The following is a 26947-nucleotide window of genomic DNA, read 5'->3' as shown; positions in this document are numbered from 1 at the left end:
ACGCCATCGCGCGTCAGCCGATCAGGCTCGGCTGCAGATCCCGCAGCGTGCGGTGATGCGTCATGCGCGTCACGCCGATCGCGGCGAGCAGCACCCCGCCGACCATCCACGCGCCGAGCACGAGCAGGTCGTAGCCGACGCGGCCGACGTCTCCTCCGTACATGACCTGCCGCATGGCATCCACGACGTACCCCATGGGCAGCACGTGGTGCAGCGCCGCGAGAGGAGCGGGGAGGGTCTGCCAGGGGAACGTGCCGCCGGCCGTCACGAGCTGCAGCACCATCAGCACGAGGCCGAGGAACTGTCCCACCGATCCGAGCCACACGTTCAGCGCCAGCACGATGGCCGCGTACGTTGCCGAGGCGAAGATCAGGATGCCGAGGGCCGCCCACGGGTTGGCGAACGAGAACTGCAGCGCGACGGCGAGCACCGTGAACAACCCGACCATCTGCAGGGCGCCGAGGCCCGCCGGTGTCAGCCACCCGGCGAGGGTCACGCGCACGGGGGAGCGCAGCGCCGTCACCGCGCGCTTGGACACGGGCTTGACGATGAGGAACAGCGCGTAGATGCCGATCCAGCCGGCCAGGGCGGCGAAGAACGGGGCGAGGCCCGCGCCGTAGTTCTGCGCCTTCGTGACCGCGCTGGTGCCCACGGCGACCGGGTCGGAGATGGCCGAGGCCTGCGCCTGCCGCGTCGTCTGATCGTTGTCGGGGATCTGCTGCACCCCCGAGGCCAGCCCGTCGCGCAGCTGCGTCGCGCCGGTCGCGAGCTGGGCGAGGCCGGCGTCGAGCTGGCTCGCGCCGTCGCGCACCTGCGCGGAACCGTCGCGCAGCGAGGCGGCTCCGGATGCCGCCGAGCCCGCGCCGTCGGCCAGGGCCGAGGCTCCGTCGGCCGCGGTCGCCGCGCCCGAGGCCACGGACGCACTGCCCGAGGCGACCTGTCGGGCGCCATCGTCGAGCTGGTCGATCTGGTTGACGGTGTTCTGGACGCGACCGTTGGCCTCGGTGAGCCGCTGACCCACGGGGTCGAGTCGCGACAGGATCTCGTCGATGCGGGCCTGGTCGAGACCGGCGTCGGCGAGGGCCTTCGCGATGTCGGCGCGCGCCTCGGGCAGGCGGGCGGCGGCGTCGGAGGCGACCGAGCCGACCTCGCGCGCGGCGGCGTCGATGCGATCGACACCCCCGGCGACCTGCTGCGCACCGTCGGCCACCTGCGCGGCCCCGTCGCGCAGCTGGGCGGTTCCGTCGCGCAGCCGGCTCGCTCCGCTCGAAAGCTGAGCGGTGCCGTCGGCGAGCTGCGACGAGCCGTCCGCGAGCTGCGACGAGCCCGAAACGAGCTGCGACGAGCCCGCCTTCGCCGAGTTCAGACCGTCGACGACCTGCGTCGCCCCGGTCGTGGCATCCACGAGACTGACCCGAACCGTGTGCAGGGCGTCGAGCAGCGTGAGCCCCGCCTCGTCGACGACCTTCTTCGCCACCGACGCCTGGATGCGGGCCACGGCCTGCGTGCCGATGGTCGAGGCGAGGTAGTTGTTGGCGTCGTTGGTGCGCAGCTCGATGTCGGCCTGGCGCGGGGTCGCGCTCGACAGCGACGCGACCGCCTCGGTGAAGTCGGCCGGAAGCGTCACGATGAAGTCGAAGTCGCCCGCCTGCAGCCCGGCGTCGGCGGCGTCGGAGCTGACCCGGTGCCACTCGAACGTGTCGCTGTCGAGCAGTTGATCGGCCGCCTCGTCGCCGAGGTTGCGTTGCTGTCCGTTGACGTCGGCGCCCTCATCGTCGACGACGAGCGCGACGGGGACGCTGGACAGGTTGCCGTAGGGGTCCTGGTTCGCCCAGAGGTACAGGCCGCCGTAGAGGATGGGCACGGCGAGCAGCGCCACCAGAGCGATCACCGACATGCGGGTGGAGGTCAGTCGGCGCAACTCCGCCGCGATCATCTGCGGGATCTTCATCGGACCTGTTCTCCTGCGTTCTCGATCGCGTCGATGGCCGTGCGAGAGGCCTGTCCCGCGATCACGAGCACCGCGTAGCCGCGCTCGGCGAACTCACGGGCGATGGCCCACCAGGCCGAGGGCTCGCCGCCGTGGCGGTCGGGGGCGACGAGCACCAGCGCCTCGACGTCCTTGCGCAGCGCGGCGAGTTCCAGCAGCAGGCGGATGCGGGCGGCCGGCTCCACGTTGCCGATCGGCAGCCCGGCGATCTCGTCGAGCCCGATGCCCTCCAGCCAGCGCGCGGCCGCGAACGGCGTCGGCGCGCGGCCGGCGAACATCAGTTCCTCGGCGACGACGCCGGTGACCGTGACGTTCGGTTCGGGTTCCGAGACGACCGGCGCATCGACCAGGGCGACGCGACGGCGCAGGGTCCTGGCATCGGCGTGCCCGTCGACCAGTACCGAACCGCTGTCGATGTTCATGCGGCCGGATGCCACGAGGCCCAGCACCGTGGGACGCTGCTCGGTCTCGGCGACGACCAGGGTCGCGCGCCCGGTCTCGTAGGCGGTCGACGTCGCGGGCAGCGCGCGCTCGGCGCGACCCTTCGCGACCGCGTTCAGGACGATTCTCACTGCGCCTCCAGTTCGGGGTACTGCGCCACCAGGTCGCGTGCTTCTGTCCACGAGAGTCCCGCGATGCCGAGCACGGCGCGCACGGCGATGGACCGGGCGGTGCTCGATCCAGCGTCGACGCGGGCGACCACGGTGCGCCCGGTCTCTTCGAGCAGGCGCGAGAGCGTGGGCGCGGGAAGGTCGGTGCGCAGCTCGCCCGACTCCTGGCCGCGACGCACGATCGCGTCGATGCGGCGGCGGAGCGGCGCGAGGGCGGCCGAGGTCTCGGGCAGGTGCGCGTCGTCGAGCGCGAGGGCTGCGGCGGCCTGCACGTGCGCGGCCTCGGCCCACAGCTCGGATGCCAGACGGGCGAGCGCGACGCGGGAATCGGCGTCGTCGACACGATCGGCGATGGCGTTGAAGCGGGCGGCACCCGCGGCGATGACCTCGCGCACGATGGCGTTGCGGTCGTCGAAGTGTCCGTACAGGGCGCGCCGCGAGAGACCGGCGCGCCGCGCGATCGTGTCGATCGACGCGCGAGGGTCGTGGCCGATGACCGCGGTGGCGGCGTCGACGATACCGGCGCGGTTCTCGACGGCGTCGCGGCGGGTGGAAGTGGTCACGGTGCCTCAGTGTACGCCGAAAGTGCACGGTCGTGTGCAACTTATTGGCGGCGGCACCCCGCCCCCCCGAATACACGAGAGCCCGCGACGTCGAACGCCGCGGGCTCTCGGGAGGACGTGCGGTCAGTCGGTGCCGGAGTCGAACGCGGCGGCTTCGCCCGCGGCATCCGTCGCCTCGGCGAGGCGCTCGCCGGCGGCGTCGAGGGGAGAGGCCGACTCGATGATCTCGTTCGCGCCGCCCGCGGCGACGTCGCCGACGAGCTCGCCGGTCGGACCGCCGAGCAGGCCCATGCTCGCGTACTGCTCGAGGCGGGCGCGCGAGTCGGCGATGTCGAGGTTGCGCATGGTGAGCTGGCCGATGCGGTCGACCGGGCCGAAGGCCGCGTCGCCGACGCGCTCCATCGACAGCTTCTCGGGCGAGTACGACATGCCCGAGGCCACCGTGTCGAGGATCGTGTAGTCCTCGCCGCGGCGCAGGCGTACCGTGACCGAACCGGTGATGGTCGAACCGACCCACTTCTGGATCGACTCGCGCAGCATGAGCGACTGCGGCTCGAGCCACCGGCCCTCGTACATCAGGCGGCCCAGGCGGCGACCCTGCTCGTGGTAGGTCGCGAGGGTGTCCTCGTTCAGGATGCTGTTGACCAGGCGCTCGTACGTGAGGAACAGCAGCGCCATGCCCGGTGCCTCGTAGATGCCGCGCGACTTGGCCTCGATGATGCGGTTCTCGATCTGGTCGCTCATGCCGAGGCCGTGGCGGCCGCCGATGGTGTTGGCCTCGCGGACGAGCTCGACCGGGTCGTCGAAGCGCGTGCCGTTGATGGCGACGGGGCGACCGGCCGCGAACTCGACCGTGACGTCTTCGGTCTCGATCTCGACCGCGGGGTCCCAGAACCGCACGCCCATGATCGGCTCGACGATCTCGAGCGAGACGTCGAGGTGCTCGAGGGTCTTGGCCTCGTGCGTGGCGCCCCAGATGTTGGCGTCGGTCGAGTACGCCTTCTCGACGCTGTCGCGGTAGGGGAAGTCGTGGGCGACGAGCCACTCGCTCATCTCTTTGCGCCCACCGAGCTCGGTGACGAAGTCGGCGTCGAGCCACGGCTTGTAGATGCGCAGCGAGGGGTTGGCGAGCAGGCCGTAGCGGTAGAACCGCTCGATGTCGTTGCCCTTGTAGGTGGAGCCGTCGCCCCAGATGTCGACGCCGTCTTCTTTCATCGCGCGCACGAGCAGGGTGCCGGTGACGGCGCGGCCCAGCGGCGTGGTGTTGAAGTACGTGCGCCCGCCCGAGCGGATGTGGAATGCGCCGCAGGCGAGGGCGACGAAGCCCTCTTCGACGAGCGCCGTCTTGCAGTCGACCAGGCGCGAGACCTCGGCGCCGTACTGCGTGGCGCGACCCGGGATCGACGCGATGTCGTCTTCGTCGTACTGGCCGAGATCGCCGGTGTACGTGCAGGGGACGGCGCCCTTGTCGCGCATCCACGCGACGGCCACCGAGGTGTCGAGACCACCCGAGAAGGCGATGCCGACGCGCTCGCCGACGGGAAGGGACTGCAAGACCTTGGACATGCCGTCGATTCTATTGCGCCCCGCCCGCACACCCCGATTCGTGGGCGCCGCGGCGCGCGGGCGGCGCGGGTCAGCCGACCGTGACGTCGGAGATCGTGACGGGGGTGGCGGGAGCGCCGTCGGCGGCGCCGCCGGCCGTACCCGCGGCGGCGATGGACTTCACCACGTCGAGTCCCTCGGGCGACATGGTGCCGAAGACCGTGTAATCGGGCGCGAGCTGCGTGTCCTCGTAGACGAGGAAGAACTGCGAGCCGTTGGTGCCGGGGCCCGCGTTGGCCATGGCGACGGTGCCCGCGGGGTAGGTCTCGCTGCCGTCGAGCTCGTCGGCGAAGCGGTATCCGGGGCCGCCGCGGCCGGTGCCCGTGGGATCGCCGCACTGCAGCACGAAGATGCCCGACGTCGTGAGGCGGTGGCACTCGGTATTGGAGAAGTACTGCTGCTGCGCGAGCGAGACGAAGCTCTCGACGGTGCACGGGGCGCTCTCGCCGTCGAGGGCGATGGGGATGTCGCCGGCGGAGGTCGACAGGACGACGTCGACCTGCCCCGTCGGGCGGTCGGTGCCCGCGGCGGGCGGCGTGACGTCGACCGCCGGCTGACCCGAGGCGGCATAGGAGCATTCCCCGGCGGAGGCGCCCGCCGACGGAGCGGCCCCGTCGGACGCGCCTCCGGAGCAACCGGCGAGCAGGAGCAGGGCGGCAGCGGCCAGGGCCGCGGACATCGATCGCATACGCACGCTCCCAGGGTAGGTCGTCGGCGCGGCCCGCCCGGCGAGAACGCGTCGGTCTAGTTCGGGCGGATGCCGCGCGCCCGACCGATCGCCACGACGCCGACGGCGAGAGCGACGATGGCGACGGCGATGACCACGATGTACCCCGCGACGCTGCCCCACCCGCCGGTGCTGGGGTCGAGGAAGGGGTACGGATACCAGAACGGGGCGCCGGTGGTCGGGTTCGTCACCAGCGGCGCCCGCAGGAGCGTGTAGACGATCCAGGCGATCGGGAAGACGGCGGCGCCCAGGGCGGCGGTCCAGCGGAGACGGCGCCGGTTCGGCCCGAGGCACACGTCGAGGAGCAGGAAGAGCGGCCCCCACACGTGCAGGATCTCGTTGGACCAGCCCACCGTCTCGGGCTGCAGGGGGAGGCCACGCAACAGCAGGTTGTAGACGATGCCCGTGACAATCATGTAGGTCGACACCCACGCCAGCACCGTCGCGAGCGCGGGCGGATCGACCTCGAGACGGCGACCGCGCACGAGGAAGCGCACGCCCAGCAGCACGAGCACGATCGCGGCCGAGACGTTGGAGAGGATCGTGAAGAAGCTGAAGAAGTTCGCGATCACGGTCGTGGTGTCGCGGCCCCGGGCGACGGCCTCGCCGAGCGTCGAGACGAATTGCGCGACGACGGCGACGACGATGAGCACGGCCACGGCGATCCGTGCGAGGTTCCATCCGGTGGCCCACCCGCGCGATCGGTGCATCGCCCCAGGCTAGCGGCGGCCCCGTCGGTCGAGGGGGCTTGCGAGGGCGGTGTCGGACCCGCTCGATAGGATGGGGTGACCGCCGGAATCAGACGCGAGGAGCGCACATGCCCGGAATTGTGATCGTCGGAGTCCAATGGGGCGACGAGGGCAAGGGCAAGGCCACCGATCTGCTCGGTGAGCGCACCGACTGGGTGGTGAAGTTCAACGGCGGAAACAACGCCGGCCACACCGTCGTCATCGGCGACGAGAAGTACGCACTGCACCTGCTGCCCAGCGGCATCCTGTCTCCCGGGGTGAACGCGGTGATCGGCAACGGCGTCGTCGTCGACCTCGAGGTGCTCTTCGCCGAGCTCGAGGCGCTGAACGCCCGTGGCCTCGACACGAGCCGACTGAAGATCAGCGCCAACGCGCACCTCATCACGCAGTACCACCGCACGCTCGACAAGGTCACCGAGCGCTTCCTCGGAAAGCGCATGATCGGCACGACCGGTCGCGGCATCGGCCCCGCCTACGCCGACAAGATCAACCGCGTCGGCATCCGCGTGCAAGACCTCTTCGACGAGAACATCCTGCGCCAGAAGGTCGAGGGCGCCCTCGACCAGAAGAACCACCTGTTGGTGAAGGTCTTCAACCGTCGCTCGATCACCGTCGACGAGATCGTCGACGACCTGCTCTCGTACGCCGAGCGCGTGCGCCCCATGGTCGCCGACACCTCGCTGCTGCTGAACGAGGCACTGGATGCCGGTGACGTCGTCGTCTTCGAGGGCGGCCAGGCCACCATGCTCGACGTCGACCACGGCACCTACCCCTTCGTCACCTCGTCGTCTGCGACCGCGGGAGGTGCCTCCACCGGATCGGGCGTGGGGCCGAACCGCCTCGACCGCATCGTCGGCATCGTCAAGGCCTACACGACGCGCGTCGGTTCGGGGCCCTTCCCCACCGAGCTGTTCGACGAGAGCGGCGACTGGCTGCGCTCGCGCGGATTCGAGTTCGGTACGACGACGGGTCGCCCCCGCCGCGTCGGCTGGTACGACGCGCCCATCACCCGCTACGCCACGCGCATCAACGGCATCACCGACCTGGTGCTGACCAAGCTCGACATCCTGGGCGGTCTCGACGAGATCCCCGTCTGCGTCGCGTACGACGTCGACGGTGTGCGCTACGACGACCTGCCGGTCAATCAGACCGATTTCCACCACGCGAAGCCGATCTACGAGACCTACCCCGGCTGGAGCGAGGACATCTCGACGGCCCGTACGTTCGACGATCTGCCGCAGACCGCGCAGGAGTACGTGCTCGCCCTCGAGAAGATGAGCGGCACCCGCATCTCGGTCATCGGCGTCGGCCCGGCGCGCGACCAGGTGATCGTGCGGCACCCCCTGGTCGACTGACGTGCGGTTCTGGGTCGGGGCCTACGCCGCCGACAGCGGAGCGGCCGAGGGCATCGGCCTGCTCCAGGCCGGCGAGGCCGACTCGCCGGCGGCCTCGGGCCCTCTCGGCATGGTCGGAACGGCCGTCGCCGCGCCCGGTTCGCCCTCGTGGGTCGCCGCCCACCCCACGCTCGACGTGCTCTATGCCGCGCTGGAGTCCGACGGCACCGTGCAGGCCTACCGCCGCAGCGCCGAGACGCGGCTGACGCCGCTCGGCAGGCCGATCGACGCGGGTGCGGCGGTCTGCCACGTGGCGGTCGCCCCCGACGCCTCGCACCTGGTCGCCAGCTGCTGGGGCGACGGCCGGGTCGTGAGGATCGACCTCGATGCCGAGGGGCGCCCGTCGCGCCCCGTGATCGCCGCCGACGCGTCGGATCCCTACGGCGCCGGTCCGACGGGCGAGACGATCTCGACCGGCGCACGCGTCTCGGGTGCGGCGGTGCCCGATCTGGCTGCGGCCGCCCGGGCGCTGCGCGAGGCCGTGGGTGAGCAGTACGCGCACTTCGTGCCCGCGTACGACGACGCGCCCGTGACCGATGCCGAGTCCGAAGAAGCCGCCGCGGGTGAGCGCGTGTCGCGCGCGCACCAGGCCATCTTCCTTCCGGGCGGCCTGGTCGCGACGACCGACATGGGCCTCGACCTGGTGCGCTTCTGGCGCTCGGGCCCGGCGGGCCTACGTCCCGTGCAAGAGGTCGTTCTGCCCCAGGGCAGCGGCCCCCGGCACGGGCTGTGGCACCCCTCCGGACACCTCTACGTCGTGACGGAGCTCAGCCGAGAGGTCTTCGTGCTGGCCGCCGACGCCTCGGGGCGGTGGAGCATCGTGTCGGGGCAGCCCCTGATCGGCACCCTCGACACCGACACGGCCGCCGAGCTGTGCGCGAGCCGTGACGGGGCGACGGTGTACGCCGGGGTGCGCGGCAGTGACACCGTGGGGGTGCTGTCGGTGCGCGGCGCCGGCGAGCAGCTGCAGCTCCTCGCGCTCGCCGACACCGGCACGCACTGGCCGCGCCATCACGTCGTGGTCGCCGACACGCTGCTGGTCGCCGGGCAGCTCGCCGACGAGATCGTCTCGCTCCCGCTCGATGTGCGCACCGGCATCCCGGGCCGCGTCCGTCACCGCACCCCGTCGCCCTCGCCGACCCGGCTGCTGCCGTTGCGCTGAGCCGCCCCAGCGGTCCGGCCCGCGCGCGGGCCCCGCCCGCTCAGCTGCGTCAGCGACGGACCGGCTCGGGATGCCGCTCTCCCCGGACGCCCGTCATGCGCACGCTCGCGAGCACCGAGGCACGCCCCGGCGGCGGCACACGTCGGTGCCTACTTCTTGGCATCCTGACGCGGGATGACGATCTGCTTGATGATGAGCAGCACCGAGGCCGTGACCGGGATCGCGACCAGCGCACCGAGGAGCCCCAGCAGGGTGCCGCCGACCAGCGCGCCGATCACCACGAGCGAGCCGGGAACCGAGATCGTGCGGTTCATCACGCGGGGGGTGAGGAGATATGCCTCGACCTGCATGTAGACGAGATACACGATTGCGAAGATGAGGCCGGCGCTCGGGCTGACGATGAGCGTGAAGACCGTGGCGGTCGCCCAGAAGAGCACCGAGCCGACGAGCGGGATGAGCGTGATCCCGAAGGCGAGGGCCGCCAGCAGCGCGGCGAAGGGCTGCTGCAGGATCGTCAGCACGATGAACGCGAAGACGGCGTTGCACAGCGCCAGCACGACCATGCCCGCGAGGTACCCGCCGACCGAGTCGGTGATCTGACCCGTCATGTCCGAGACCGTCGCGCGGCTGCGCGCGGGCGTCAGACGCACGAGGCTGTTCTTCATCTTGGGCAGGGACGCGAGGAAGTACAGGCTCAGCACCAGCACGATGATCGCTCCCGAGACGAACGTGCCGATGGTGATGCCGACCTGCAGAAGACCGCCGCCGATCGCCGCGATGTTCGTGGGGTTGGTGGCGAAGCCCTGCACCTCTTTGAGCACGTCGCCCAGGCTGTCGCCGAAGTTCGACTCGACCCAGTGCACGGCGTCGCTGTCGATGAGGTCGTTGACGAAGTTCGGGATGTCGCGGACGAACTGCTCGACCTGACGGACGACGGGCGGGATCAGCAGCCACAGGGCACCGGCGAGGATGACGGCGAGGCCGCCGAACACGATGACGATCGACCACGCGCGCGACAGGCCGCGGCGCACCAGCATGCGCACGAGGGGGTCGAGGGCGAGGGCCACGAAGAGGGCGATCGCGATGTAGATGAGCACCGTGGAGATGTTCGAGAGCGCAGCACCCAGCAGGAGCGCGGTGAGACCGCCGAGGGTGAGGAAGAAGCCGGCGGCGTAGGGGCGCGAGACCGCGGACCAGACCGGCTTGTCGCGGGAGGTGGGGGTCCCCGCCTCGGCGCCCTCGGAGGTGGGGTCGGGGCGCGTCGATCGGCTCATGCTCAACACTGTAAGGGTCTACGGGGAGCGCGTTACGTCGACCCTCGCGCGCGGTATCCTCGGAGCGATCTGGGAGGACATATGACCGACGCCGACCCCACCACGATCCTGCAGGGCCTGCGGGGCAGCATCGACAACATCGACGCCGCGCTGATCTTCCTGCTCGCCGAGCGATTCCGCTGCACCAAGCAGGTGGGTGTGCTCAAGGCCCAGCACGGCATGCCGGCGTCCGATCCCTCGCGCGAAGAGCAGCAGATCGCCCGGCTCATGCGGTTGGCGGAAGACGCCGACCTCGACCCCGCGTTCGCCGAGAAGTGGTTCAACTTCGTCGTCGCCGAGGTCATCCGTCACCACCGGTCCGCCGCCGCGCACCCCGGGACCGACTGAGCGGCAGTCGCCTCGGCGCGACGGTTTCGGGATGCCGGAGCGCCTCCGCCGACGTCGCGCGACACGCCCGGGCTCGCATCCGGGGATGCCCGCGGGGGAGAGCCCGGGAAGCATCGGGCACGCGCACGCGCGTGCCACAGGGTGCTCGAGAGCGCAACGCGGCGGGCGATTTGCCAGCCGATCCATCACCGTGAAACCTTGGTGGAGGCCCGAATTCGGGCCGCCCACCCGACCAGTCCGCGGTCGCCGGTGACGACTCGGGGGAGTCGACGCCGCGAGCGTACGGTCGGCGGCCTGGGCGTCGGATCCGACATTCGACGCCGACGCACTCCACCCCCCGAAGAGTGCTGACGGCTGCCACCCGGGCGTGACCGCTGCGGCCACCCGAGGCCGCTGAGGTGCACACAGTGACCCATCCGCCTGCGTTCGAGGCGCCTGCCCTCGCGGCGAAGAACCTGTTCAAGGTCTTCGGCCGCGCCCCCCAGGCCGCCGTCGAGAAGCTCCGCTCCGGCGCCCGTCGCGACGAGATCGCCGACCACGGGACCGCCGCCGTCATCGACGCGAGCTTCGAGGTCCACCCCGGTGAGATCTTCGTCATCATGGGGCTCTCCGGCTCCGGCAAGTCCACCATCATCCGCATGCTGAACGGCCTCCATGAGGCCAGCGCGGGCACCGTCGAGGTGCAGGGCGATCCCCTCACGGGCGTCGGCACCGCGCGACTCCGGTCGCTGCGGCGCGATCGTCTCGCGATGGTGTTCCAGCACTTCGCGCTGCTGCCGCACCGGACGGTCGCGGCCAACGTGGCCTACCCGCTCGAGCTCCGCGGCGTCGGCAAGGCCGAGCGCCTCGCCAAGGCCGACGAGATCCTCGCTCTCGTCGGGCTCGAGGGATGGGGCGACAAGCTCCCCTCCGCGCTGTCGGGCGGTATGCAGCAGCGCGTCGGCATCGCCCGCGCTCTCGCCGCCGACACCGACATCCTGCTCATGGACGAGGCCTTCAGCGCCCTCGATCCCCTCATCCGTCGCGAGATGCAGGAGCAGCTGCTCGAACTGCAGCGGACGCTGAAGAAGACGATCGTCTTCATCACCCACGACCTCAACGAGGCCATGTTCCTCGGCGACCGCATCGCGGTCATGCGCGACGGGCGCATCGTGCAGATCGGCACGCCCGAAGACATCCTCACCGACCCGGCCAACGACTACGTCGAGCAGTTCGTGCAGGACGTCGACCGCGCCCGCGTGCTCACGGCCGGCAACGTCATGGAGCGTCCCCGACCGCGCGTCGACGCGTCGGCGGGCCCCCGGACGGCGCTGCGCCAGATGCGCGACGCATACATGTCGGCCGCCTACGTCACCGACCGCGACCGCAAGCCGCTCGGCATCATCACCGACCGCGACGCCATCAAGCTCGTGCGCGCGGGAGAGAACTCGCTACTCGGCAGGCTCCGGCCGCTGCCGCAGAGCGTGCGCGAAGAGGACGTGCTCATGAACCTCTTCGTGCCGTCGGTCGAGTCGCCGCTGCCGCTGGCCGTGCTCGACGCCGAGGGACGCCTGGCCGGCGTCATCCCGCGCGTCACCCTGTTGGCCGCTCTCGGCCCCGGCCCCACCGCCACCGAGGAGATCACCGTGCTTCCGAACCCGCTCCCGTCGGCAGAGATCGACGCGGTGCTCGACGCGACCTCCGCCGACCCCGGGGTCCCGGCATCCGAGACCGGAGGGATGCGCTGATGGATGGTTTCCGCATTCCGGTCGGCCAGTGGGTCGACGCCGGCGTGGACTGGCTCCGCGACAACCTCTCGGGTCTCTTCGATGTCATCGCCGTGACCGTGCGCTTTCTCGTCGGGGGCCTCAGCGATGTGCTGCTGGCCGCCCCGATCATCGTCGTGATCGTGATCGCGGCACTGCTGGCGTGGCTCCTGCGCTCGTGGAAGCTCGCCCTCGGCACGGTGATCGGCTTCGCCCTCATCCTGGGCATGGGTCAGTGGGTCACGGCGATGCAGACGCTCGCCCTCGTGCTCGTGGCGACGATCGTGGCCGTGGCGATCTCGGTGCCGCTCGGCATCTGGTCGGCGCGCAATCCCACCGTGCGCGCCGTCATGAAGCCGATCCTCGACTTCATGCAGACCATGCCCGCCTTCGTCTACCTGATCCCCGCGATCACGTTCTTCAGCATCGGGGTGGTACCCGGTGTCGTCTCGACCGTCATCTTCGCGCTGCCCCCGGGCGTGCGTCTGACCGAGCTCGGCATCCGCGGGGTCGACTCCGAGACCGTGGAGGCCGGGCACGCGTTCGGCGCGACGCCCGGACAGATCCTGCGTGGCATCCAACTGCCGCTCGCGATGCCCACCATCATGGCGGGCGTCAACCAGGTCATCATGCTCGCCCTGTCCATGGCGGTCGTCGCCGGCATCGTCGGCGCCGACGGCCTGGGCAAGGAGGTCGTGCAGTCGATCTCGACCGTCAACCTGCCCAAGGGCGTCGAGGCGGGCCTCAGCGTGGTCGTGCTGGCGGTGTACCTCGACCGCCTCACCGCCGCCCTCGGCAACCGGGCCGACAACGCCTCGTCGCTGCTCGCGGCGCTGGGCCGACGTCGCGCCCCGGCCGCCCCCGCCGCCCTCACCCCCACCCCCGCGTGAGTCCTGGCACCTCACGCGCGCGCACACACGGAAACGCATACGAAAAGGAAGAGAACACAGCGATGAACAAGCGACACCTCACCACCACCCTGGCCCTCGGGGCCGTCAGCGCCCTCGCGCTCGCCGGCTGCGCGAGCGGCAACCAGGCCGAGGGCGGAGACGGCGGCGGCGGCGACAAGGGCACGATCACGCTCGGGTTCCTGCCGTCGTGGACCGACGGCCTCAGCACCGCCTACCTGCTCGAGGACCAGCTCGAGAAGCTCGGCTACACCGTCGAGATGCAGACCCTCACCGAGGCGGGCCCGCTCTACGCCGGCCTCGCCCAGGGCGACGTCGACATCTACCCGTCGGCATGGCCCGAGTTGACGCACGCCGACTACATGAACACCTACGGCGACAAGATCGAAGACCTCGGCGCGTACTACGACAACGCCAAGCTCACGATCGCGGTGCCCAGCTACGTCGACATCGACTCGATCGAGCAGCTGCAGGCCAACGCCGACCGCTTCGAGGGGCGCATCTACGGCATCGAGCCGGGTGCCGGCCTCACCAAGCAGACGCAGGAGACCATGCTGCCCGGCTACGGCCTCGACGGCGACTTCGAACTCGTCACCTCGTCGACCGCGGCGATGCTCACCGAGCTCGACAACGCCATCGCGGCGCAGAAGGACATCGCGGTCACCCTGTGGCGTCCCTTCTGGGCGAACGACGCCTACGACGTGAAGGACCTCGAGGACCCCCAGGGTCTGATGGGCGACCCCGAGGCGCTGCACTTCCTCGCCACCTCCGGCTTCGCCGAGAAGTACCCGGATGCCGCCGAGCTCATCGCCGGCATCCAGCTCGACGACGAGCAGTACGGCTCGCTCGAAGACCTCGTGGTCAACGAGTACGGCGAGGGCAAGGAGCCCGAGGCCGTGCAGGCGTGGCTCGAGCAGTACCCCGACGCGTTCCCGACGCAGCGCGACTGAGATCCCGCGAGAAGACGGCCCCCTCCGGCATGGAGGGGGCCGTCTTCTCGTGCGCGGACGCCGGGGAGAGGGCGCCCGAGCGCGGCGAGTTCGCGTCATGTCGCCCCACGCCGCGGGTGGCCGGCGGTCGTGACAGGAGGAACGGTGGAGTCAGGCGATCGCGTGCGCCGTCGTGAAGCGCGTGATGAAGCCGGGGTGGCCCGCGGGCATCGCCAGCACCGAGTCGGGCGTGCGGCCGGCGAGCTGGGGGAAGCCAGCGTCGGCCACGAGCTCGTCGTCGAGCACGTCGAGCTGCGCCTCGACCAGGGGCCACGGTTCGTGGCTGTTCGCGGCCCAGATCGTGCGGCCCAGGTGACGCTCGTGGAAGCCCCATCGCGCGGTCAGGAACCGCGAGAGGGGGGTGTCGACCGTGTCGGTGCCGAGGGTGGCACGCACGTGGGTTCCCGGATGCCGACCCCCGTGACGCCGCGAGCGGTACTCGATGCGCGCCCCGTCGGTGCGGACTCCGGCTCGAGCCCATCGGTAGGGCAGGCCGAACAGCGCGCGGGCCCCGAGGACGGGGGCCAGATGCTCGGCCTCGAGCGTGCGGAACACGACGCCGCGGCGGCCCTCGTCGTCGATCGCGTAGGTGCGAACGTTGATCTCGGTGAACGTGCCGACGAAGGGCACGGGCGGCAGGGGCAGGAAGCGGAACTCACTGAGCACGAAGGGCACGAGCCCCACCCACGCGGAGCCGTCGTGCACGTCGGGACGGGTACCGGCCGGGAGCAGCGGCGCGACGTCGGCCGCGTCCACCCGCCAGTGCACGAAGACGGCGCGGTTCCACCGCTGCTCGATGACGGCGCGTCCGGGCAGATCGGGGGCATGGCGGTCGGTGATCACCGGCTCATTCTGACCCCGGCACCGCCGCGCGGAGGGACACTGGACAGATGACCCCGGCATCTGGTGCGGATCCTCGGCTCGTGGCATCCATTCGCGAACTGCTCGCCGCGCGCGACGCCGACAAGACGATCTGCCCGTCGGAGGCGGCTCGCGCCGTCGGCGGCGACGACTGGCGAGACCTCATGCAGCCGGCGCGCGACGCCGCGCACGAACTCGTCGGCCTGGGCGAGGTCGAGGTGACGCAGAAGGGTCGCGTCGTCGACGTGACGACGGCACGGGGGCCGGTGCGGATACGCCGCAAGAGCTGACGACTCCGCGCGGGAGCCGTCGCGTCAGACCGCGGGCTCGGGCGGGATGAGCGGAGTGCGGGGTGTATCGCCGCTGCCGCGGGGCAGTTCGAGCGCGACCTTCTTCTCGAGCACGTCGACGGCCTCGTCGGACAGCCAGATCAGACCGTTCAACTCCTCGCGCACGCGGCGGTAGGCGACCTGCCGCTCGTTGGGGGTGGCGGCCTGGTCGGTGGCGACACTGAGCAGCTGCTTCGCGGTGTCGAGGCGCTTGCGCTCGTCGGCGGTGAACGCGGCGTCTTTGACCCGTCGGGCATCGCGCTCGGCGACCTCGAAGGCCACTTCGTAGTCGGTGACGGCCTCGCGGTACTCCTTGAGCCGATCGGGCGACAACACCTCATCGGTGCGGGGGCGCAGATTGTCGGCGACCTTCTTCGCGCGCAGGAACGCCGCCGTGAGCGGCTGGCGGCCGTCGCTCATCGCCGGGTAGGTGATGAGCTTCGACGCGTCGAGCTCGTACTCGAGCCAGCGGTGGGTGACGGCGTCGTGCGCGTCCACGGCGCGCTGCTGGGCGTCGGCGACCGGGGCGCCCACGGTCGGAGCGGAGATCGACGCCGGAACGGCCCCGCCCTGCGCGCGGATCAGCTCGATCTGCTCGCGGTGGCGCCGACGGGCGGCGACCTCGCGGTGCTTCACGCGCGCGTTGACCGCCCCCATGGTCATTCCGAAGACGGGGAAGACCAGCCACCAGTACTGGCCGGCGAAATTCCAGAACTCCTGCACGGCGCCATGCTACGCCGCTCGCCCGACGGCGGCTCAGGATGCCGGCGGTCGCGGCGTCTCGCGCGCGGGCGGCGGCCACACGGGGCGCTCGTTCGGCGTGGGGGGAGCGGCGTCGGGGCCCTTCTTCTGCGCGCGCTTCGCGCCCCGTTCGCTCCAGTTGCGGGCCGCCGCACGGCCCATCGACTCCATCGAACGGGCCAGCGCGCGCTGAGCCGTCTCGGCGAGATCGGAGGCCACGCGACCCCACGCGTCGGTCCCCTCGACGCTGGGCTGCTCGCCGCCGCGCCGCGCGGCGCGCTCCGCGCGGTCGAACGCGTGCGAGACGTGACGCACGGCATCGCGGTACGCGAGGAACTCGGCGGGCTCGAGACGCGTCGTGGTCGAGGCCGGACGCAGCCACTGCGCGCGTTCGTGCGCGCGCAGGAAGTCGGCGAGCAGGGGAGAGCGCGAGTCGGTCATGGCGGGGTAGTCGATCGCCAGCGCGGGGTCGGTCTCGTACGACATCCAGCGGGCGAGGACGGCGTCGTGCTCGGCCAGCAGGCGCGCGACCGGAAGGGGCGCGCCACCGGAGCGGATCGCCGGGAGCATGGCCTTCGCCGCTTTCACTCCGGCGCGGCTGGCCCGCACCTCGGCGGTCGCGGCGCGCAGGTCGCGTTGGGCGTCGACGAGTCGACCGCGGGCGGCGGCGACCACGTCGGCCGGAACGCGGGACGCCGCCCGCTCGGCCTGAGCGCGCACCACCTCGGCGTCGGCGACCTTCACCTCGGCGCGTCCGCGCATGACGGCGTGCCGGGCGCTCTGCAGATCGAGCTGCGCGGCGTCGAGCTCGAGACGACGGGCGGCGTTCTTGCTCAGCGGGCGAGAAGCCCAGGCCCGGGCCGCTCGGTCGCCGGTGGTCGTGGTTCCCGCGGGGAGCGCGCGTTGCCGTGTGCGGCGCACGCCGACCCACCCGAGTGTGCCGGCACCGGCCGCTGCGGGGCCGATCCACCACCACTCGGTGAGAAAGATCACCAGCGGTTCCACACCCCCATGCTACGGGCGGTGTCTGACATCACGCCGGGCATTCGGCCGGAACGCGCAGGGGAAGCACCCCCGACGCCCGAGTCGGTTCGACGCGAGAGGGGGCGCTCCGCCGGGACGCACCCTCGGCGACGGGGAACGCCCCTCGCGTGGGACGCGCGTCAGCCCAGAATCAACGTCAGCACGGTCGCGCCGCCACCGGTGAGGATGAGCGCACCGATCACGACCCACGCGGTGAGCTTCACCCGCCGCTGGCGCTTGTCGCTGAACACCGTCATGTCGTCGTCGTCGCTCATCGCACTTCTCCTCTGGGCGGGCGGGCGGGGTGTCGGGGCCGAGGGCCCGAACCCTCAGGCCACGGGCTCCGCGACGGTGGGACCGAAGACGGCGGGCAGGGTCTCGTTCGACAGGCGGCGCAGCTCCGGAACCGTGACGGTGAAGACGTCCTGGATCTCGAGGGATGCCACCGTGCCGGGCTCGACGTCGGTCACACCGATGCGCAGCACCGGGTAGCCGCGGCCGTTGCACAGGCCTCGGAACTTGACGTCTTCTTCGCGCGGGACGCTGACCAGGACGCGGCCGGTCGACTCGCTGAACAGGGCCGCCGTGGCATCGACGCCGTCGCGCTCCATGAGCTCGGTCAGCCACACGCGCGCACCCACGCCGAAGCGCAAGACGCCCTCGGCGAGGGTCTGCGCGAGCCCGCCCGACGACAGGTCGTGCGCGCTCGACACGAGCGACTGCGAACCGGCGGCCTTGAGCAGCTCGGCGAGCTTGCGCTCCTGCGCCATGTCGACCCGGGGCGGGCGGCCGCCGAGGTGGTCGTGGATCGTGCCGGCCCACTGCGAACCGTCGAGCTCGTCGGCGGTGGTGCCGAGCAGGTAGAGGTTCTCACCGGCATCCTGCCAGCCGCTGGGAATGCGGGCGGCGACGTCGTCGATGATGCCCAGGACGCCCACGACGGGGGTCGGGTGGATCGGCTGGTCACCGGTCTGGTTGTAGAACGAGACGTTGCCGCCCGTGACCGGGATGCCGAGCTCGAGGCATCCGTCGCTCAGACCCTCGACGGCCCGGCTGAACTGCCACATGACCTCGGGGTTCTCGGGGCTGCCGAAGTTGAGGCAGTCGGTGACGGCGGTGGGCACGGCGCCCGTGACCGCGACGTTGCGATAGGCCTCGGCGAGGGCGAGCTTGGCGCCCTCGTACGGGTCGAGCTGGTTGTAGCGGCCGTTGCAGTCGGTCGCGATCGCGAAGCCGAGGCCGGTCTCTTCGTCGACGCGGATCATGCCGGCGTCGTCGGGGAAGCTCAGGGCCGTGTTGCCGAGCACGTAGTAGTCGTACTGGTTCGTGATCCACGAGGTGTCGGCGAGGTTGGGGCTCGCGACCAGGGTGGTGAACTGCTGGCGGAGGGTCTCGGCATCCGTCGCCCGCGCGAGGGTCGTCGCCGTGTCGTCGTTCAGCGCGTCGATCCACGTGGGGTAGGCGACGGGGCGCTCGTACACGGGGCCGTCGACCGCGACGGTCGAGGGGTCGACGTCGACGATGCGCTCGCCGTACCAGTCGATGACGAGGCGGCCGTCTCCGGTGACCTCGCCGAGCACGCTGGTCTCGACGTCCCACTTGCCGACGACGGCGAGGAACGCGTCGAGCTTCTCGGGCGCGACGATCGCCATCATGCGCTCCTGCGACTCCGACATGAGGATCTCTTCGGGCGTCAGCGAGGGGTCGCGCAGCAGCACCTTCGACAGCTCGACCTTCATGCCGCTGTCGCCGTTGGCGGCGAGCTCGCTCGTGGCGCACGAGATGCCGGCGGCCCCGAGGTCCTGGATGGCCTCGACGAGGTCGTCTTTGTACAGCTCGAGGCAGCACTCGATGAGCACCTTCTCGGCGAACGGGTCGCCCACCTGCACCGCGGGGCGCTTGGTGGGGCCGCCGTCGGCGAAGGTGTCGGATGCCAGGATGCTGGCGCCGCCGATACCGTCGCCGCCCGTGCGGGCACCGAACAGCACGACCTTGTTGCCCACCCCGGTCGCGTTGGCGAGCTTGATGTCTTCGTGGCGCATGACGCCCACCGCGAGGGCGTTGACCAGCGGGTTGCCCTGGTAGACGGCGTCGAAGACGGTCTCGCCGCCGATGTTCGGCAGGCCCAGGCAGTTGCCGTAGAACGAGATACCGCTGGTGACGCCGTGCACCACGCGCGGGGTGTCGGGGTGGTCGATGGCGCCGAAGCGCAGCTGATCCATGATCGCGACGGGGCGCGCGCCCATCGAGATGATGTCGCGCACGATGCCGCCGACGCCGGTGGCCGCGCCCTGGAACGGCTCGATGTAGCTGGGGTGGTTGTGCGACTCGACCTTGAAGGTGACCGCCCAGCCGTCGCCCACGTCGACGACGCCGGCGTTCTGGCCCATGCCCACCATGAGGCGGGTCTTCATCTCGTCGCTGACCTTCTGGCCGAACTGGCGCAGGTAGATCTTGCTGGACTTGTAGGAGCAGTGCTCGCTCCACATGACCGAGTACATCGCCAGCTCACCGCTGGTGGGGCGGCGGCCCAGGATCTCGCGGATTCGGGCGTACTCGTCGCTCTTGAGACCGAGGGCGCCGTAGGGCTGCTCTTTCTCGGGCGTCGAGATGGCGTTCTCGACGGTGTCGGCGAGTGCCGTACGGGCGGCGGATTCGGGTGAAGTGGTCACGCGGCTGAGCTCCAGAAATCGCAGGGGCCGGACGGAGTCAGTCTAGTTGGGTGGTCGGACCTCGCCGGGGCCGTCTGCGGGCGGCCCGCTCGGGGCGTTCGGGCGCAAGGTCAGTGATTCTCACAACATCGGTTCGATTCGGGCTTGATCGGCTGGGGGTGCGCGAATCGCTGAGGTTGTGTGCGGGCGGGGGCTCGTGGCATCCGGGCTGAGGGTGCGCGGATCGCTGAGGGCGTGCGGCGGCCGCCCGGCCGCGCGATGCCCGGCGGTAGGGTGCAGACACCCGCCCCGACCGAAGGTGCCCATGCGCGTCGTGATCGCCCCCGACAAGTTCAAGGGCACGCTCACCGCCCAGGAGGCGGCGGATGCCATGGCCTCGGCGGTCCGCGAGCGGTGGGCCGGGGCCGAGATCGTCGTCCTCCCCATGGCGGACGGCGGTGACGGCACGCTCGACGCCCTCGGCGGCCGGCCCCGTCACGACACCGTCACGGGGCCGCTCGGTCTGCCGGTCGCCGCCGCCTGGCGTCTCGACGGTGACAGTGCCGTGATCGAGTCGGCCGCGGCATCCGGGCTCGTCCTCGCCGGAGGTGCGCGAGGCAACGACCCGTGGGGCGCGACGAGCCGCGGCGTCGGCGAGTTGCTGGCTCTCGCCCTCGACGCCGGGGCGACGCGGATCGTCGTGGGAATGGGCGGATCGGCGATGACCGACGGCGGGCGCGGGGCGCTCGACGCGCTGGGCGCTCGCGTCCCCTTCCCGCCGGGAGTCATCGTGCTGACCGACGCCACCGCCGCGTTCGGCGATGCCGCGCGCGTGTTCGGCCCGCAGAAGGGGGCCGACCCGGCGATGGTCGAGCGCCTCACGGCGCGACTCCAGACGGATGCCGCGGAGTGGACCGCACGGTTCGGTCGCTCGCTCGACGGGGTGGCGCGGACGGGCGCGGCCGGGGGTCTGTCGGGCGCGCTGTTCGCCGCCGGGGCGGAGCTCGTCGACGGCGCCGCCTTCGTCGCCGCCGCGCGGGGGCTCGACGCGGCGATCGCCGGAGCCGACCTCGTGCTGACGGGGGAGGGCGCGTTCGACGCGACCACCCTTGAGGGCAAGGGGCCGGGTCACGTGCTCGCGCTCGCCGCGGGGTACGGCGTGCCCGCCGCCCTGATCGCCGGGAACGTGGCCCCGGGAGTCGGCGGTCCCCACGTCTTCTCGATGACCCGGACCGTGGGGGCGGACCTGGCCTGGCGCGACCCGGTCGTCGCCCTCCGCGCGGCGACCGCGGAGGCCCTGTCGCGGCTCGATCACTGACCGCCCTGGAGCGGATGACGGGCGGAACGCGGCACCGGCCCGGGTGTCCGGGGAAGGGGGCCCGCCGTTGTGCACGGCGGGCCCGGCGGTCAGGACGCGGTCTTCGCGATGCGCACCCGGATGTCCTTCATCAGCGGCTGGTCGCTCTGGCGGCTGTAGTCGTCGGGACCGAGCAGCACGTTCAGCTCGGGGAAGTAGCCGGCTGCGCTGCCACGCGGGGTGTCGTACTCGAGCGCGCGGAAGGCCGTGACGCTGCGGACCGACCCGTCGCGCGAGGTGGCGACGATGTCGACCAGGTCTCCCTCGGCGATGCCGCGCTCCTTCATGTCGCGACGGTGCATGAACACCAGCTCGCGGATGTTGCGGACGCCGCGGTACCGGTCGTCGGCCGAGTAGATCGTGGTGTTCCACTGATCGTGCGAGCGCATGGTCTGCAGGACCAGCACATCGGCTTCTTCGGGGATGACGTTGGGCAGCTCGGCATCCGAGAACTCCGCCTTGCCCGACGGGGTCTGGAAGTCGCGCTCGCGAGCGGGCTGCGGAATGCGGAAGCCGTACTGCTGGCGGACGAGCTCGTTGAAGCCCTCGAAGCCCGGCAGCACCTTCGCCATGGTGTCGCGGATGCGGTCGTAGTCGCCGACGTACCACTCCCACGGCGTCGCCGACTCGGGCATCGTCGCGCGGGCCATGCGCGCGATGATCTCGGGCTCGCTGAGCAGGTGCGACGATGCCGGGCGGCGGGAGCCGAGCGACAGCATGACCGAGCTCATGGCATCCTCGGTCGAGATCGACTGGGGGCCCGCCTCTTGCACGTCGCGTTCGGTGCGGCCGAGGCACGGGAGGATCAGCGCGTCCTTGCCGTGGGTCAGGTGACTGCGATTGAGCTTGGTGCTCACGTGCACCGTCAGTTCGCACCGGCTCATCCCCTCGGCGGTGAGGGCGGTGTCGGGGGCCGCCCGCACGAAGTTGCCGCCCATGCCGACGAACACCTTGACGTCGCCGCGGTGCAGGCCCGCGACCGTGTGCACGGTGTCGAGGCCGGGCTCGCGGGGCGAGACGATGCCGCAGACCTCGTCGAGCTTGGCGAGCCATTTCTCGGTGGGCTTGTGATTGATGCCGCAGGTGCGGTTGCCCTGCACGTTGCTGTGACCGCGCACGGGCGAGGGGCCGGTGCCCGTGCGTCCGACGTTGCCGCGCAGCAGCAGCAGGTTGACGATCTCGCGCACCGTGTCGACGCCGTGCTGATGCTGGCTGACGCCCAGGCACCAGCTGATGACCGTGCGCTCGGCGCTCAGGTAGACGTCGGCGGCTCCGCGGATCTCGGCCTCGGTGAGTCCCGCCTGCTCGACGAGCTCGTCCCAGCCGGTCGCCTCGACCAGGGCGCGGTAGGCGTCGAGGCCCGTCGTGTACTCGTCGAGGAAGGCCTGGTCGAGCGCGGTGGGGTCGGTCTCGGACGCCTCGAACACGACCTTGGCCATGCCGCGGATGAGGGCGAGGTCGCCGCCGGGGCGCACCTGCAGGTTCATCGTGCTGGTGGGGGTGGACTGGAACGTCGCCATGTCGACGATCTCGTGGGGCACGATCGTGCGGGTCGCCGCCGCTTCGCGCAGCGGGTTCACGTGCACGACCTGTGCGCCGCGGTCGACGGCCTCGGCGAGGCTCGTGAGCATGCGCGGAGCGTTCGAGGCGGCGTTGACGCCGAGCACGAAGAGGGCGTCGCAGCTCTCCCAGTCTTCGAGGTCGGCGGTGCCCTTCGGGGTGGCGAGCGAGGCCGTGAGGCCGCGTCCCGAGCCCTCGTGGCACATGTTGGAGCAGTCGGGGAGGTTGTTCGTGCCGAGCTCGCGCGCGAACAGCTGGTAGAGGAACGACGCCTCGTTGCTCAGGCGCCCCGAGGTGTAGAACGCCGCCTGGTCGGGCGAGTCGAGCGCGGTGAGGTGCTGCGCGATCATGCGGAAGGCGTCGTTCCACGAGATCGGCACGTAGTGATCGGATGCCGCGTCGTAGGCCAGGGGGCCGACGAGGCGACCGGCGTCTTCGAGGTCGAAGTCGGTCCACTGAGACAGCTCGGTCACGGAGTGCTCGGCGAAGAACTCCTTGCCGACGCGCTTGTGCGTCATCTCCCACGTGACGTGCTTGATGCCGTTCTCGCAGATGTCGAGGGCGACGCCCTTGTCGTCGGGCCACGCGCAGCCGGGGCAGTCGAACCCGCTCTTGGGGTGGTTCATCGTGAACATCGCGCGCGTCCCCGCGACGGGCTGGCGCTGCTCGAGCAGCACTTTTCCGACCGAGAAGGCGGCCCCCCAGCCGGCGGCCGGGTGCTCGTACTCGCCGGTGCTCGACCACTCGGTCGTGACCGCCGGCCCGAGCCCGCCCTGTCGCGGCTTCTCGGCCATCAATCCGAACGACTCACCCATGTTCACCCTCCGAAGTCTTCAGCGCCGGGGCGGTGGCATCCACCCCCACCCCCGTGCGCGTTCGTCAGCGTACGCTCGCGACCTCGTCCGTCGCGGGGGTTGTGGACGGCGCCTGGATGCGATCCGCCCGCGTGTACAGGTTCATGCTGCCACCGCGGACGAACGCGGCCAGCGTGAGCCCCGCGCGCTCGGCCAGCTCGACGGCGAGAGAGGAGGGCGCCGACACCGCCGACAGGACCGGGATGCCGGCCATCACGGCCTTCTGCACCAGCTCGAAGCTCACGCGGCCCGAGACCTGCAGCACCGTCCCCCGCAGCGGCAGGCGGTCGTTCAACAGCGCCCACCCGACGACCTTGTCGACGGCGTTGTGCCGACCGACGTCTTCGCGGGCCACGAGCATCGCGCCGCTCGCAACGTCGAAGAGGGCGGCGCCGTGCAGTCCGCCGGTCTTGTCGAACGTCTTCTGCTGCTCGCGCAGGCGGTCGGGGAAGGCCGCGACATCGTGCGCCGACACCCGGATGCCGTCGGACGAGACGTCGTAGGACGACACCTTCTCGACCGCCTCGATGGAGGCCGTGCCGCAGACGCCGCACGAGCTCGTCGTATAGAACGAGCGGGCGATGTCGGGCGAAGGAAGGGCGACGCCCGGTGCGAGCGTGAGATCGAGCACGTTGTACGTGTTGCCGTCGGCGCCGCCGGTGCCGGGGCCGCCGCAGTGGATCGCCCGGGCGAACTCGTCGCCGCGGCTGATCACGCCCTCCGACACGAGAAAACCGGCGGCCAGTTCGACGTCATGACCCGGGGTGCGCATCGTGACGGCCAACGGCGACCCGGCGACGCGGATCTCAAGCGGCTCTTCGACGGCGATGGCATCCGGTCGCTCGCGACGGACCCCGTCGAGGGTGAGGCGGGTGACGCGGCGGGAGGCGGTGAGGCGGCCCACGTCAGGACCGGAGGAACGCACGGAGGGGGCTCATGGATCGAGCGTACGCCCGGCGGCGCCGACCGGATCGGGAGGGGCGGGGAGGGTGGATCCGGGGGGCGGGGACTACGGGGATCCGCTTCGTCGGGCGTCCGGGGCCGCCGACGCGGGACGCGTCGTGGGAGCGCATCCACCCGCGGAATCACGCGGAAGGCGTTCATTCGCATTCATGCGAATACAGATTTCGGAGTTTTTTTCAATCCCGACGTGACGATTCCTGCACCCGGTACGTCTTATCCATGTAGGCCAAAGCGCCCACCCCGGAACGACCGGGTCACGACTGTTGAAAGGCACGGACATGGCTGAGAACGCCCCCACCACCCCCGCCGCGCAGAACGTCCCCCAGACGGCGTCGCGCGTGAACCGCCCGCTGAGCGCCCGCGGACAGGACGCCCACACCGAGGGCAAGACCACGATCGCCGAGGGCGTCGTCGCCAAGGTCGCCGGGATCGCTGCCCGCGAGGTCGCCGGTGTGTACGCGCTCGGCGGCGGCGGAGCCCGCGCGCTGGGTGCCATCCGTGACGCGATCAACGCCACCGACCTGACGCAGGGCGTCAAGGTCGAGGTCGGCGAGACCCAGGCCGCCGCCGACATCACCATCGTCGTCGAGTACGGCGCCCCCATCCAGGAAGTCGCCGACCAGGTGCGCGGACGCGTCGCCGGTGCCATCAACCGTCTCGTCGGCCTCGAGGTCGTCGAGGTCAACGTCGACGTGAACGACGTCCACATCCCGGGCGACGACAACAACGACGACGACAGCAACGAAAAGCGCGTCCAGTGAGCGCCACGACGAAGGGCGCCCTGGTCGGGCTCGTCCTGGCCCTCAGCGCCCTGATCTTCGGCTTCTGGGGATTCATCCTCGTCGCCCTGTTCATGGCGATCGGAATCGTCGTCGCCCGCATCACGGCGGGTGAGATCGACTTCGGCAACATCGTCAACGCCTTCAAGGGTCGGAGCACATCGTGACCACCGTCACCGCTTCTCCCGGGGTCGGCAACCGCAGCTCGGTTGCCGGCCCCGGCCTCCCCGCGGGCCGCGTCGCCATCTCGGACCGCGTGCTGCAGAAGACCGCGGAGCGGGCCGCCGCCGACATCATCGGCGTGGACGCCAAGAACGTCCGCGTCGAGATCGTCTCGTCCCGCGACACGGCCGTGGTCCGCGTGACCTCGGCCTTCCCCGTGCCGCGCCTCGACGACACCGAGGCCGTGCGCGCCGCCACCCCCGTGCTGGAAGCCGCCCGCGTCGCCCAGAGCGAGCTGCGGTCGCGTCTGACCCGCCTGTTCGGCCGCGAGGTCTCGCGCGTCGACCTGACCATCTCGGGCGCCTCCGCCCCCCAGCGAAAGCGAGTGCTGTGATGACCGACGCCGTGCTCCGCACCGTCGTGCGCCGCGAGACCCACTCGCCGCGCACCGTGGCCATGATCGTCGTGGCCGTGCTGCTCCTTCTCGTCCTGGCCTACGCCGCGGTCGAGATCATCCTCAACCTGGTCGGGCAGCCCGCTCTGCTCGTCGCCCCCGGCGAAGCGCTGAACGCCATCGTCGCGGCCCCCACCGCCCTGCTTCCCGTCGCGTTCATCGTCGGCGGCATCGTGCTCGCCCTCGTGGGTGTGCTCGTTCTCGTCCTCGCGCTCAAGCCCGGACGCCTGTCGCGTCACGAAATGGCGTGGGGTGAGCGTGCCGTCGTCGTCGACAACGGCGTCGTGGCCTCCGCCGTCGCCCAGCACCTGAGTAACGAGTCGGGCATCGCCCGTGACGACATCGTCGTGGGCGTGGCCCACCGCTCGGTCGACGTGACCGTGCGGCCCCCGGTCGGCATCCCCGTCGACGAAGCCGAGCTGCGCCGCCTCGTCGAAGAAGAGGTCACCTCGTACAAGCTCTCGCCCGCCGTGCGCACCCACCTGCGCGTGCAGCGTCCCGACACCAAGGAGTCCCGATGAATGCGACGCGTCGCGGTCTGAACCGCTTCCTGCTCTTCCTGGTCGCCGTCGTGCTGCTGGCCGCCGGTGCCCTCGCTCTGCTCGTCGGGCTCGCCCCCGGCGGAGCCGACACCTGGACCTCGGTCATGGGCGGCTTCCAGGGCTGGCTCGTGGGCCTCGGTCGCGAGTCCGCCGGCTGGGGAGCGGTCGCCGCCTTCGTGGTGCTGGCCGTCATCCTCATCGTCATCGCCTCGTCCGCCGTGCGCGGTCGTCGTCAGGCACCCCTGCAGTCCACCGGCAGCGCGAGCGACGAGGGCCGCATCACGGTCACCGACAACTTCGCCTCCGAAGCGCTGAAGAACGCCCTGGCCGAGCGCGACGAGATCCTCTCGGCCCGCATCACCGCCGGCGAGATCAACAAGGAGTCGGTGCTGCACGTAGCGGTGACCCCGCGACAGAACACCTCTCCCCGCCAGGTGGCCGAGCACGTCGACACCCTCGTGTCGAACCTCGCCGCCCTGACGGGTCAGAACCTGCGCGCCTACATCTCGATCCACTCGGGTCTGCGCGCGAAGCTCGCGCACGACAACACCCGCGTGCGCTGACACC

At 71.2% G+C, this 26947-nt stretch carries 27 protein-coding genes; 13 read left to right on the top strand and 14 right to left on the bottom strand.

Annotated elements, in window-relative coordinates:
* Window positions 1-13: 13 nt before the first annotated feature.
* The 6 genes from ASG45_RS01250 to ASG45_RS01225 form a co-directional block, all read right to left on the bottom strand.
* On the bottom strand, window positions 14-1951 hold the full coding sequence (locus ASG45_RS01250) for a YhgE/Pip domain-containing protein (protein ID WP_055832229.1): 1938 nt from the start codon (window positions 1949-1951) through the stop codon (window positions 14-16).
* Window positions 1948-2562: a hypothetical protein gene (locus ASG45_RS01245; protein WP_055832227.1), complete on the bottom strand. Its 615-nt coding sequence runs from the start codon at window positions 2560-2562 to the stop codon at window positions 1948-1950. Before ASG45_RS01245 ends, ASG45_RS01250 begins: the two co-directional genes overlap by 4 nt.
* Window positions 2559-3164, bottom strand: a complete 606-nt coding sequence (locus ASG45_RS01240; RefSeq protein WP_055832225.1) for a TetR/AcrR family transcriptional regulator — start codon at window positions 3162-3164, stop codon at window positions 2559-2561. The genes ASG45_RS01245 and ASG45_RS01240 overlap by 4 nt, the downstream gene beginning before the upstream one ends.
* Before the next feature lie 123 nt (window positions 3165-3287).
* On the bottom strand, window positions 3288-4730 hold the full coding sequence (argG, locus tag ASG45_RS01235; protein ID WP_055832223.1) for an argininosuccinate synthase: 1443 nt from the start codon (window positions 4728-4730) through the stop codon (window positions 3288-3290).
* Between the two features lie 70 nt (window positions 4731-4800).
* Window positions 4801-5457 carry a peptidylprolyl isomerase gene (locus ASG45_RS01230; RefSeq protein ID WP_055832221.1) on the bottom strand — a complete coding sequence of 219 codons (657 nt, stop codon included), beginning with the start codon at window positions 5455-5457 and terminating at the stop codon, window positions 4801-4803.
* Window positions 5458-5513: 56 nt separating this feature from the next.
* Entirely contained in the window at window positions 5514-6206 is a 693-nt protein-coding gene (locus ASG45_RS01225; RefSeq protein WP_055832220.1) for a Pr6Pr family membrane protein, read from the bottom strand.
* Window positions 6207-6313: 107 nt separating this feature from the next.
* Here ASG45_RS01225 and ASG45_RS01220 point away from each other — a divergent pair, with 107 nt between their 5' ends.
* Window positions 6314-7600 (top strand): adenylosuccinate synthase, encoded by a 1287-nt coding sequence (locus ASG45_RS01220; protein WP_055832218.1) that lies wholly within the window; start codon window positions 6314-6316, stop codon window positions 7598-7600.
* Between the two features lies 1 nt (window position 7601).
* Entirely contained in the window at window positions 7602-8801 is a 1200-nt protein-coding gene (locus tag ASG45_RS01215; protein WP_055832216.1) for a lactonase family protein, read from the top strand.
* A 149-nt stretch (window positions 8802-8950) separates the two neighbouring features.
* On the opposite strand, the gene ASG45_RS01210 is transcribed toward ASG45_RS01215, so the two are convergent.
* On the bottom strand, window positions 8951-10075 hold the full coding sequence (locus tag ASG45_RS01210; RefSeq protein WP_082516406.1) for an AI-2E family transporter: 1125 nt from the start codon (window positions 10073-10075) through the stop codon (window positions 8951-8953).
* Window positions 10076-10156: 81 nt separating this feature from the next.
* On the opposite strand from ASG45_RS01210, the gene ASG45_RS01205 reads away from it, so the two are divergent.
* The 4 genes from ASG45_RS01205 (at window position 10157) to ASG45_RS01190 (ending at window position 14065) form a co-directional block, all read left to right on the top strand.
* Window positions 10157-10462: a chorismate mutase gene (locus tag ASG45_RS01205; protein ID WP_055832214.1), complete on the top strand. Its 306-nt coding sequence runs from the start codon at window positions 10157-10159 to the stop codon at window positions 10460-10462.
* Between the two features lie 407 nt (window positions 10463-10869).
* Entirely contained in the window at window positions 10870-12189 is a 1320-nt protein-coding gene (locus tag ASG45_RS01200; RefSeq protein ID WP_055832212.1) for a quaternary amine ABC transporter ATP-binding protein, read from the top strand.
* Window positions 12189-13097, top strand: coding sequence for an ABC transporter permease (locus tag ASG45_RS01195; protein ID WP_055832210.1), 909 nt, complete (start codon window positions 12189-12191; stop codon window positions 13095-13097). Before ASG45_RS01200 ends, ASG45_RS01195 begins: the two co-directional genes overlap by 1 nt.
* A 62-nt stretch (window positions 13098-13159) precedes the next feature.
* Window positions 13160-14065 carry a glycine betaine ABC transporter substrate-binding protein gene (locus tag ASG45_RS01190; protein WP_055832208.1) on the top strand — a complete coding sequence of 302 codons (906 nt, stop codon included), beginning with the start codon at window positions 13160-13162 and terminating at the stop codon, window positions 14063-14065.
* A gap of 150 nt (window positions 14066-14215) precedes the next feature.
* Here ASG45_RS01190 and ASG45_RS01185 read toward each other — a convergent pair whose 3' ends face one another.
* Window positions 14216-14947: a YqjF family protein gene (locus ASG45_RS01185; RefSeq protein ID WP_055832207.1), complete on the bottom strand. Its 732-nt coding sequence runs from the start codon at window positions 14945-14947 to the stop codon at window positions 14216-14218.
* Between the two features lie 47 nt (window positions 14948-14994).
* Here ASG45_RS01185 and ASG45_RS01180 point away from each other — a divergent pair, with 47 nt between their 5' ends.
* Window positions 14995-15255, top strand: a complete 261-nt coding sequence (locus ASG45_RS01180; RefSeq protein WP_055832205.1) for a DUF3253 domain-containing protein — start codon at window positions 14995-14997, stop codon at window positions 15253-15255.
* 24 nt (window positions 15256-15279) lie between these two features.
* Here the strand turns inward: ASG45_RS01180 and ASG45_RS01175 are convergent, their stop codons facing one another.
* The 4 genes from ASG45_RS01175 to purL form a co-directional block, all read right to left on the bottom strand.
* The gene (locus ASG45_RS01175) at window positions 15280-16017 is read right to left on the bottom strand and encodes a hypothetical protein (protein WP_055832203.1); all 738 of its coding nucleotides are present in this window, start codon (window positions 16015-16017) and stop codon (window positions 15280-15282) included.
* A 33-nt stretch (window positions 16018-16050) separates the two neighbouring features.
* Window positions 16051-17040 carry a hypothetical protein gene (locus ASG45_RS01170; protein WP_156459322.1) on the bottom strand — a complete coding sequence of 330 codons (990 nt, stop codon included), beginning with the start codon at window positions 17038-17040 and terminating at the stop codon, window positions 16051-16053.
* A gap of 158 nt (window positions 17041-17198) precedes the next feature.
* Window positions 17199-17333: a hypothetical protein gene (locus ASG45_RS16685; protein WP_258027439.1), complete on the bottom strand. Its 135-nt coding sequence runs from the start codon at window positions 17331-17333 to the stop codon at window positions 17199-17201.
* 54 nt (window positions 17334-17387) lie between these two features.
* A complete protein-coding gene (gene purL / locus ASG45_RS01165; protein ID WP_055832199.1) occupies window positions 17388-19730 on the bottom strand; it encodes a phosphoribosylformylglycinamidine synthase subunit PurL in 2343 nt (780 codons plus the stop codon).
* 304 nt (window positions 19731-20034) lie between these two features.
* Here purL and ASG45_RS01160 point away from each other — a divergent pair, with 304 nt between their 5' ends.
* Window positions 20035-21027 carry a glycerate kinase gene (locus ASG45_RS01160; RefSeq protein ID WP_055832197.1) on the top strand — a complete coding sequence of 331 codons (993 nt, stop codon included), beginning with the start codon at window positions 20035-20037 and terminating at the stop codon, window positions 21025-21027.
* Between the two features lie 89 nt (window positions 21028-21116).
* Here the strand turns inward: ASG45_RS01160 and ASG45_RS01155 are convergent, their stop codons facing one another.
* Both ASG45_RS01155 and fdhD read right to left on the bottom strand, forming a co-directional pair.
* On the bottom strand, window positions 21117-23441 hold the full coding sequence (locus ASG45_RS01155) for an FdhF/YdeP family oxidoreductase (RefSeq protein ID WP_055833130.1): 2325 nt from the start codon (window positions 23439-23441) through the stop codon (window positions 21117-21119).
* Between the two features lie 64 nt (window positions 23442-23505).
* The gene (gene fdhD, locus ASG45_RS01150; RefSeq protein WP_055832195.1) at window positions 23506-24384 is read right to left on the bottom strand and encodes a formate dehydrogenase accessory sulfurtransferase FdhD; all 879 of its coding nucleotides are present in this window, start codon (window positions 24382-24384) and stop codon (window positions 23506-23508) included.
* Between the two features lie 337 nt (window positions 24385-24721).
* Here fdhD and ASG45_RS01145 point away from each other — a divergent pair, with 337 nt between their 5' ends.
* The 5 genes from ASG45_RS01145 to ASG45_RS01125 are packed head-to-tail and all read left to right on the top strand — an operon-like array spanning window position 24722 to window position 26943.
* A complete protein-coding gene (locus tag ASG45_RS01145) occupies window positions 24722-25204 on the top strand; it encodes an Asp23/Gls24 family envelope stress response protein (protein WP_055832194.1) in 483 nt (160 codons plus the stop codon).
* On the top strand, window positions 25201-25389 hold the full coding sequence (locus tag ASG45_RS01140; RefSeq protein ID WP_055832192.1) for a DUF2273 domain-containing protein: 189 nt from the start codon (window positions 25201-25203) through the stop codon (window positions 25387-25389). The genes ASG45_RS01145 and ASG45_RS01140 overlap by 4 nt, the downstream gene beginning before the upstream one ends.
* The gene (locus ASG45_RS01135) at window positions 25386-25778 is read left to right on the top strand and encodes a hypothetical protein (protein WP_055832190.1); all 393 of its coding nucleotides are present in this window, start codon (window positions 25386-25388) and stop codon (window positions 25776-25778) included. Before ASG45_RS01140 ends, ASG45_RS01135 begins: the two co-directional genes overlap by 4 nt.
* On the top strand, window positions 25778-26359 hold the full coding sequence (locus ASG45_RS01130) for a hypothetical protein (RefSeq protein ID WP_055832187.1): 582 nt from the start codon (window positions 25778-25780) through the stop codon (window positions 26357-26359). Before ASG45_RS01135 ends, ASG45_RS01130 begins: the two co-directional genes overlap by 1 nt.
* Window positions 26356-26943 (top strand): hypothetical protein, encoded by a 588-nt coding sequence (locus ASG45_RS01125; RefSeq protein WP_055832186.1) that lies wholly within the window; start codon window positions 26356-26358, stop codon window positions 26941-26943. Before ASG45_RS01130 ends, ASG45_RS01125 begins: the two co-directional genes overlap by 4 nt.
* Window positions 26944-26947: the final 4 nt, after the last annotated feature.

The organism is Microbacterium sp. Leaf436 (assembly GCF_001424715.1).
Classification (GTDB): domain Bacteria; phylum Actinomycetota; class Actinomycetes; order Actinomycetales; family Microbacteriaceae; genus Microbacterium.
This window is presented reverse-complemented; position numbering and strand designations above follow the sequence as displayed.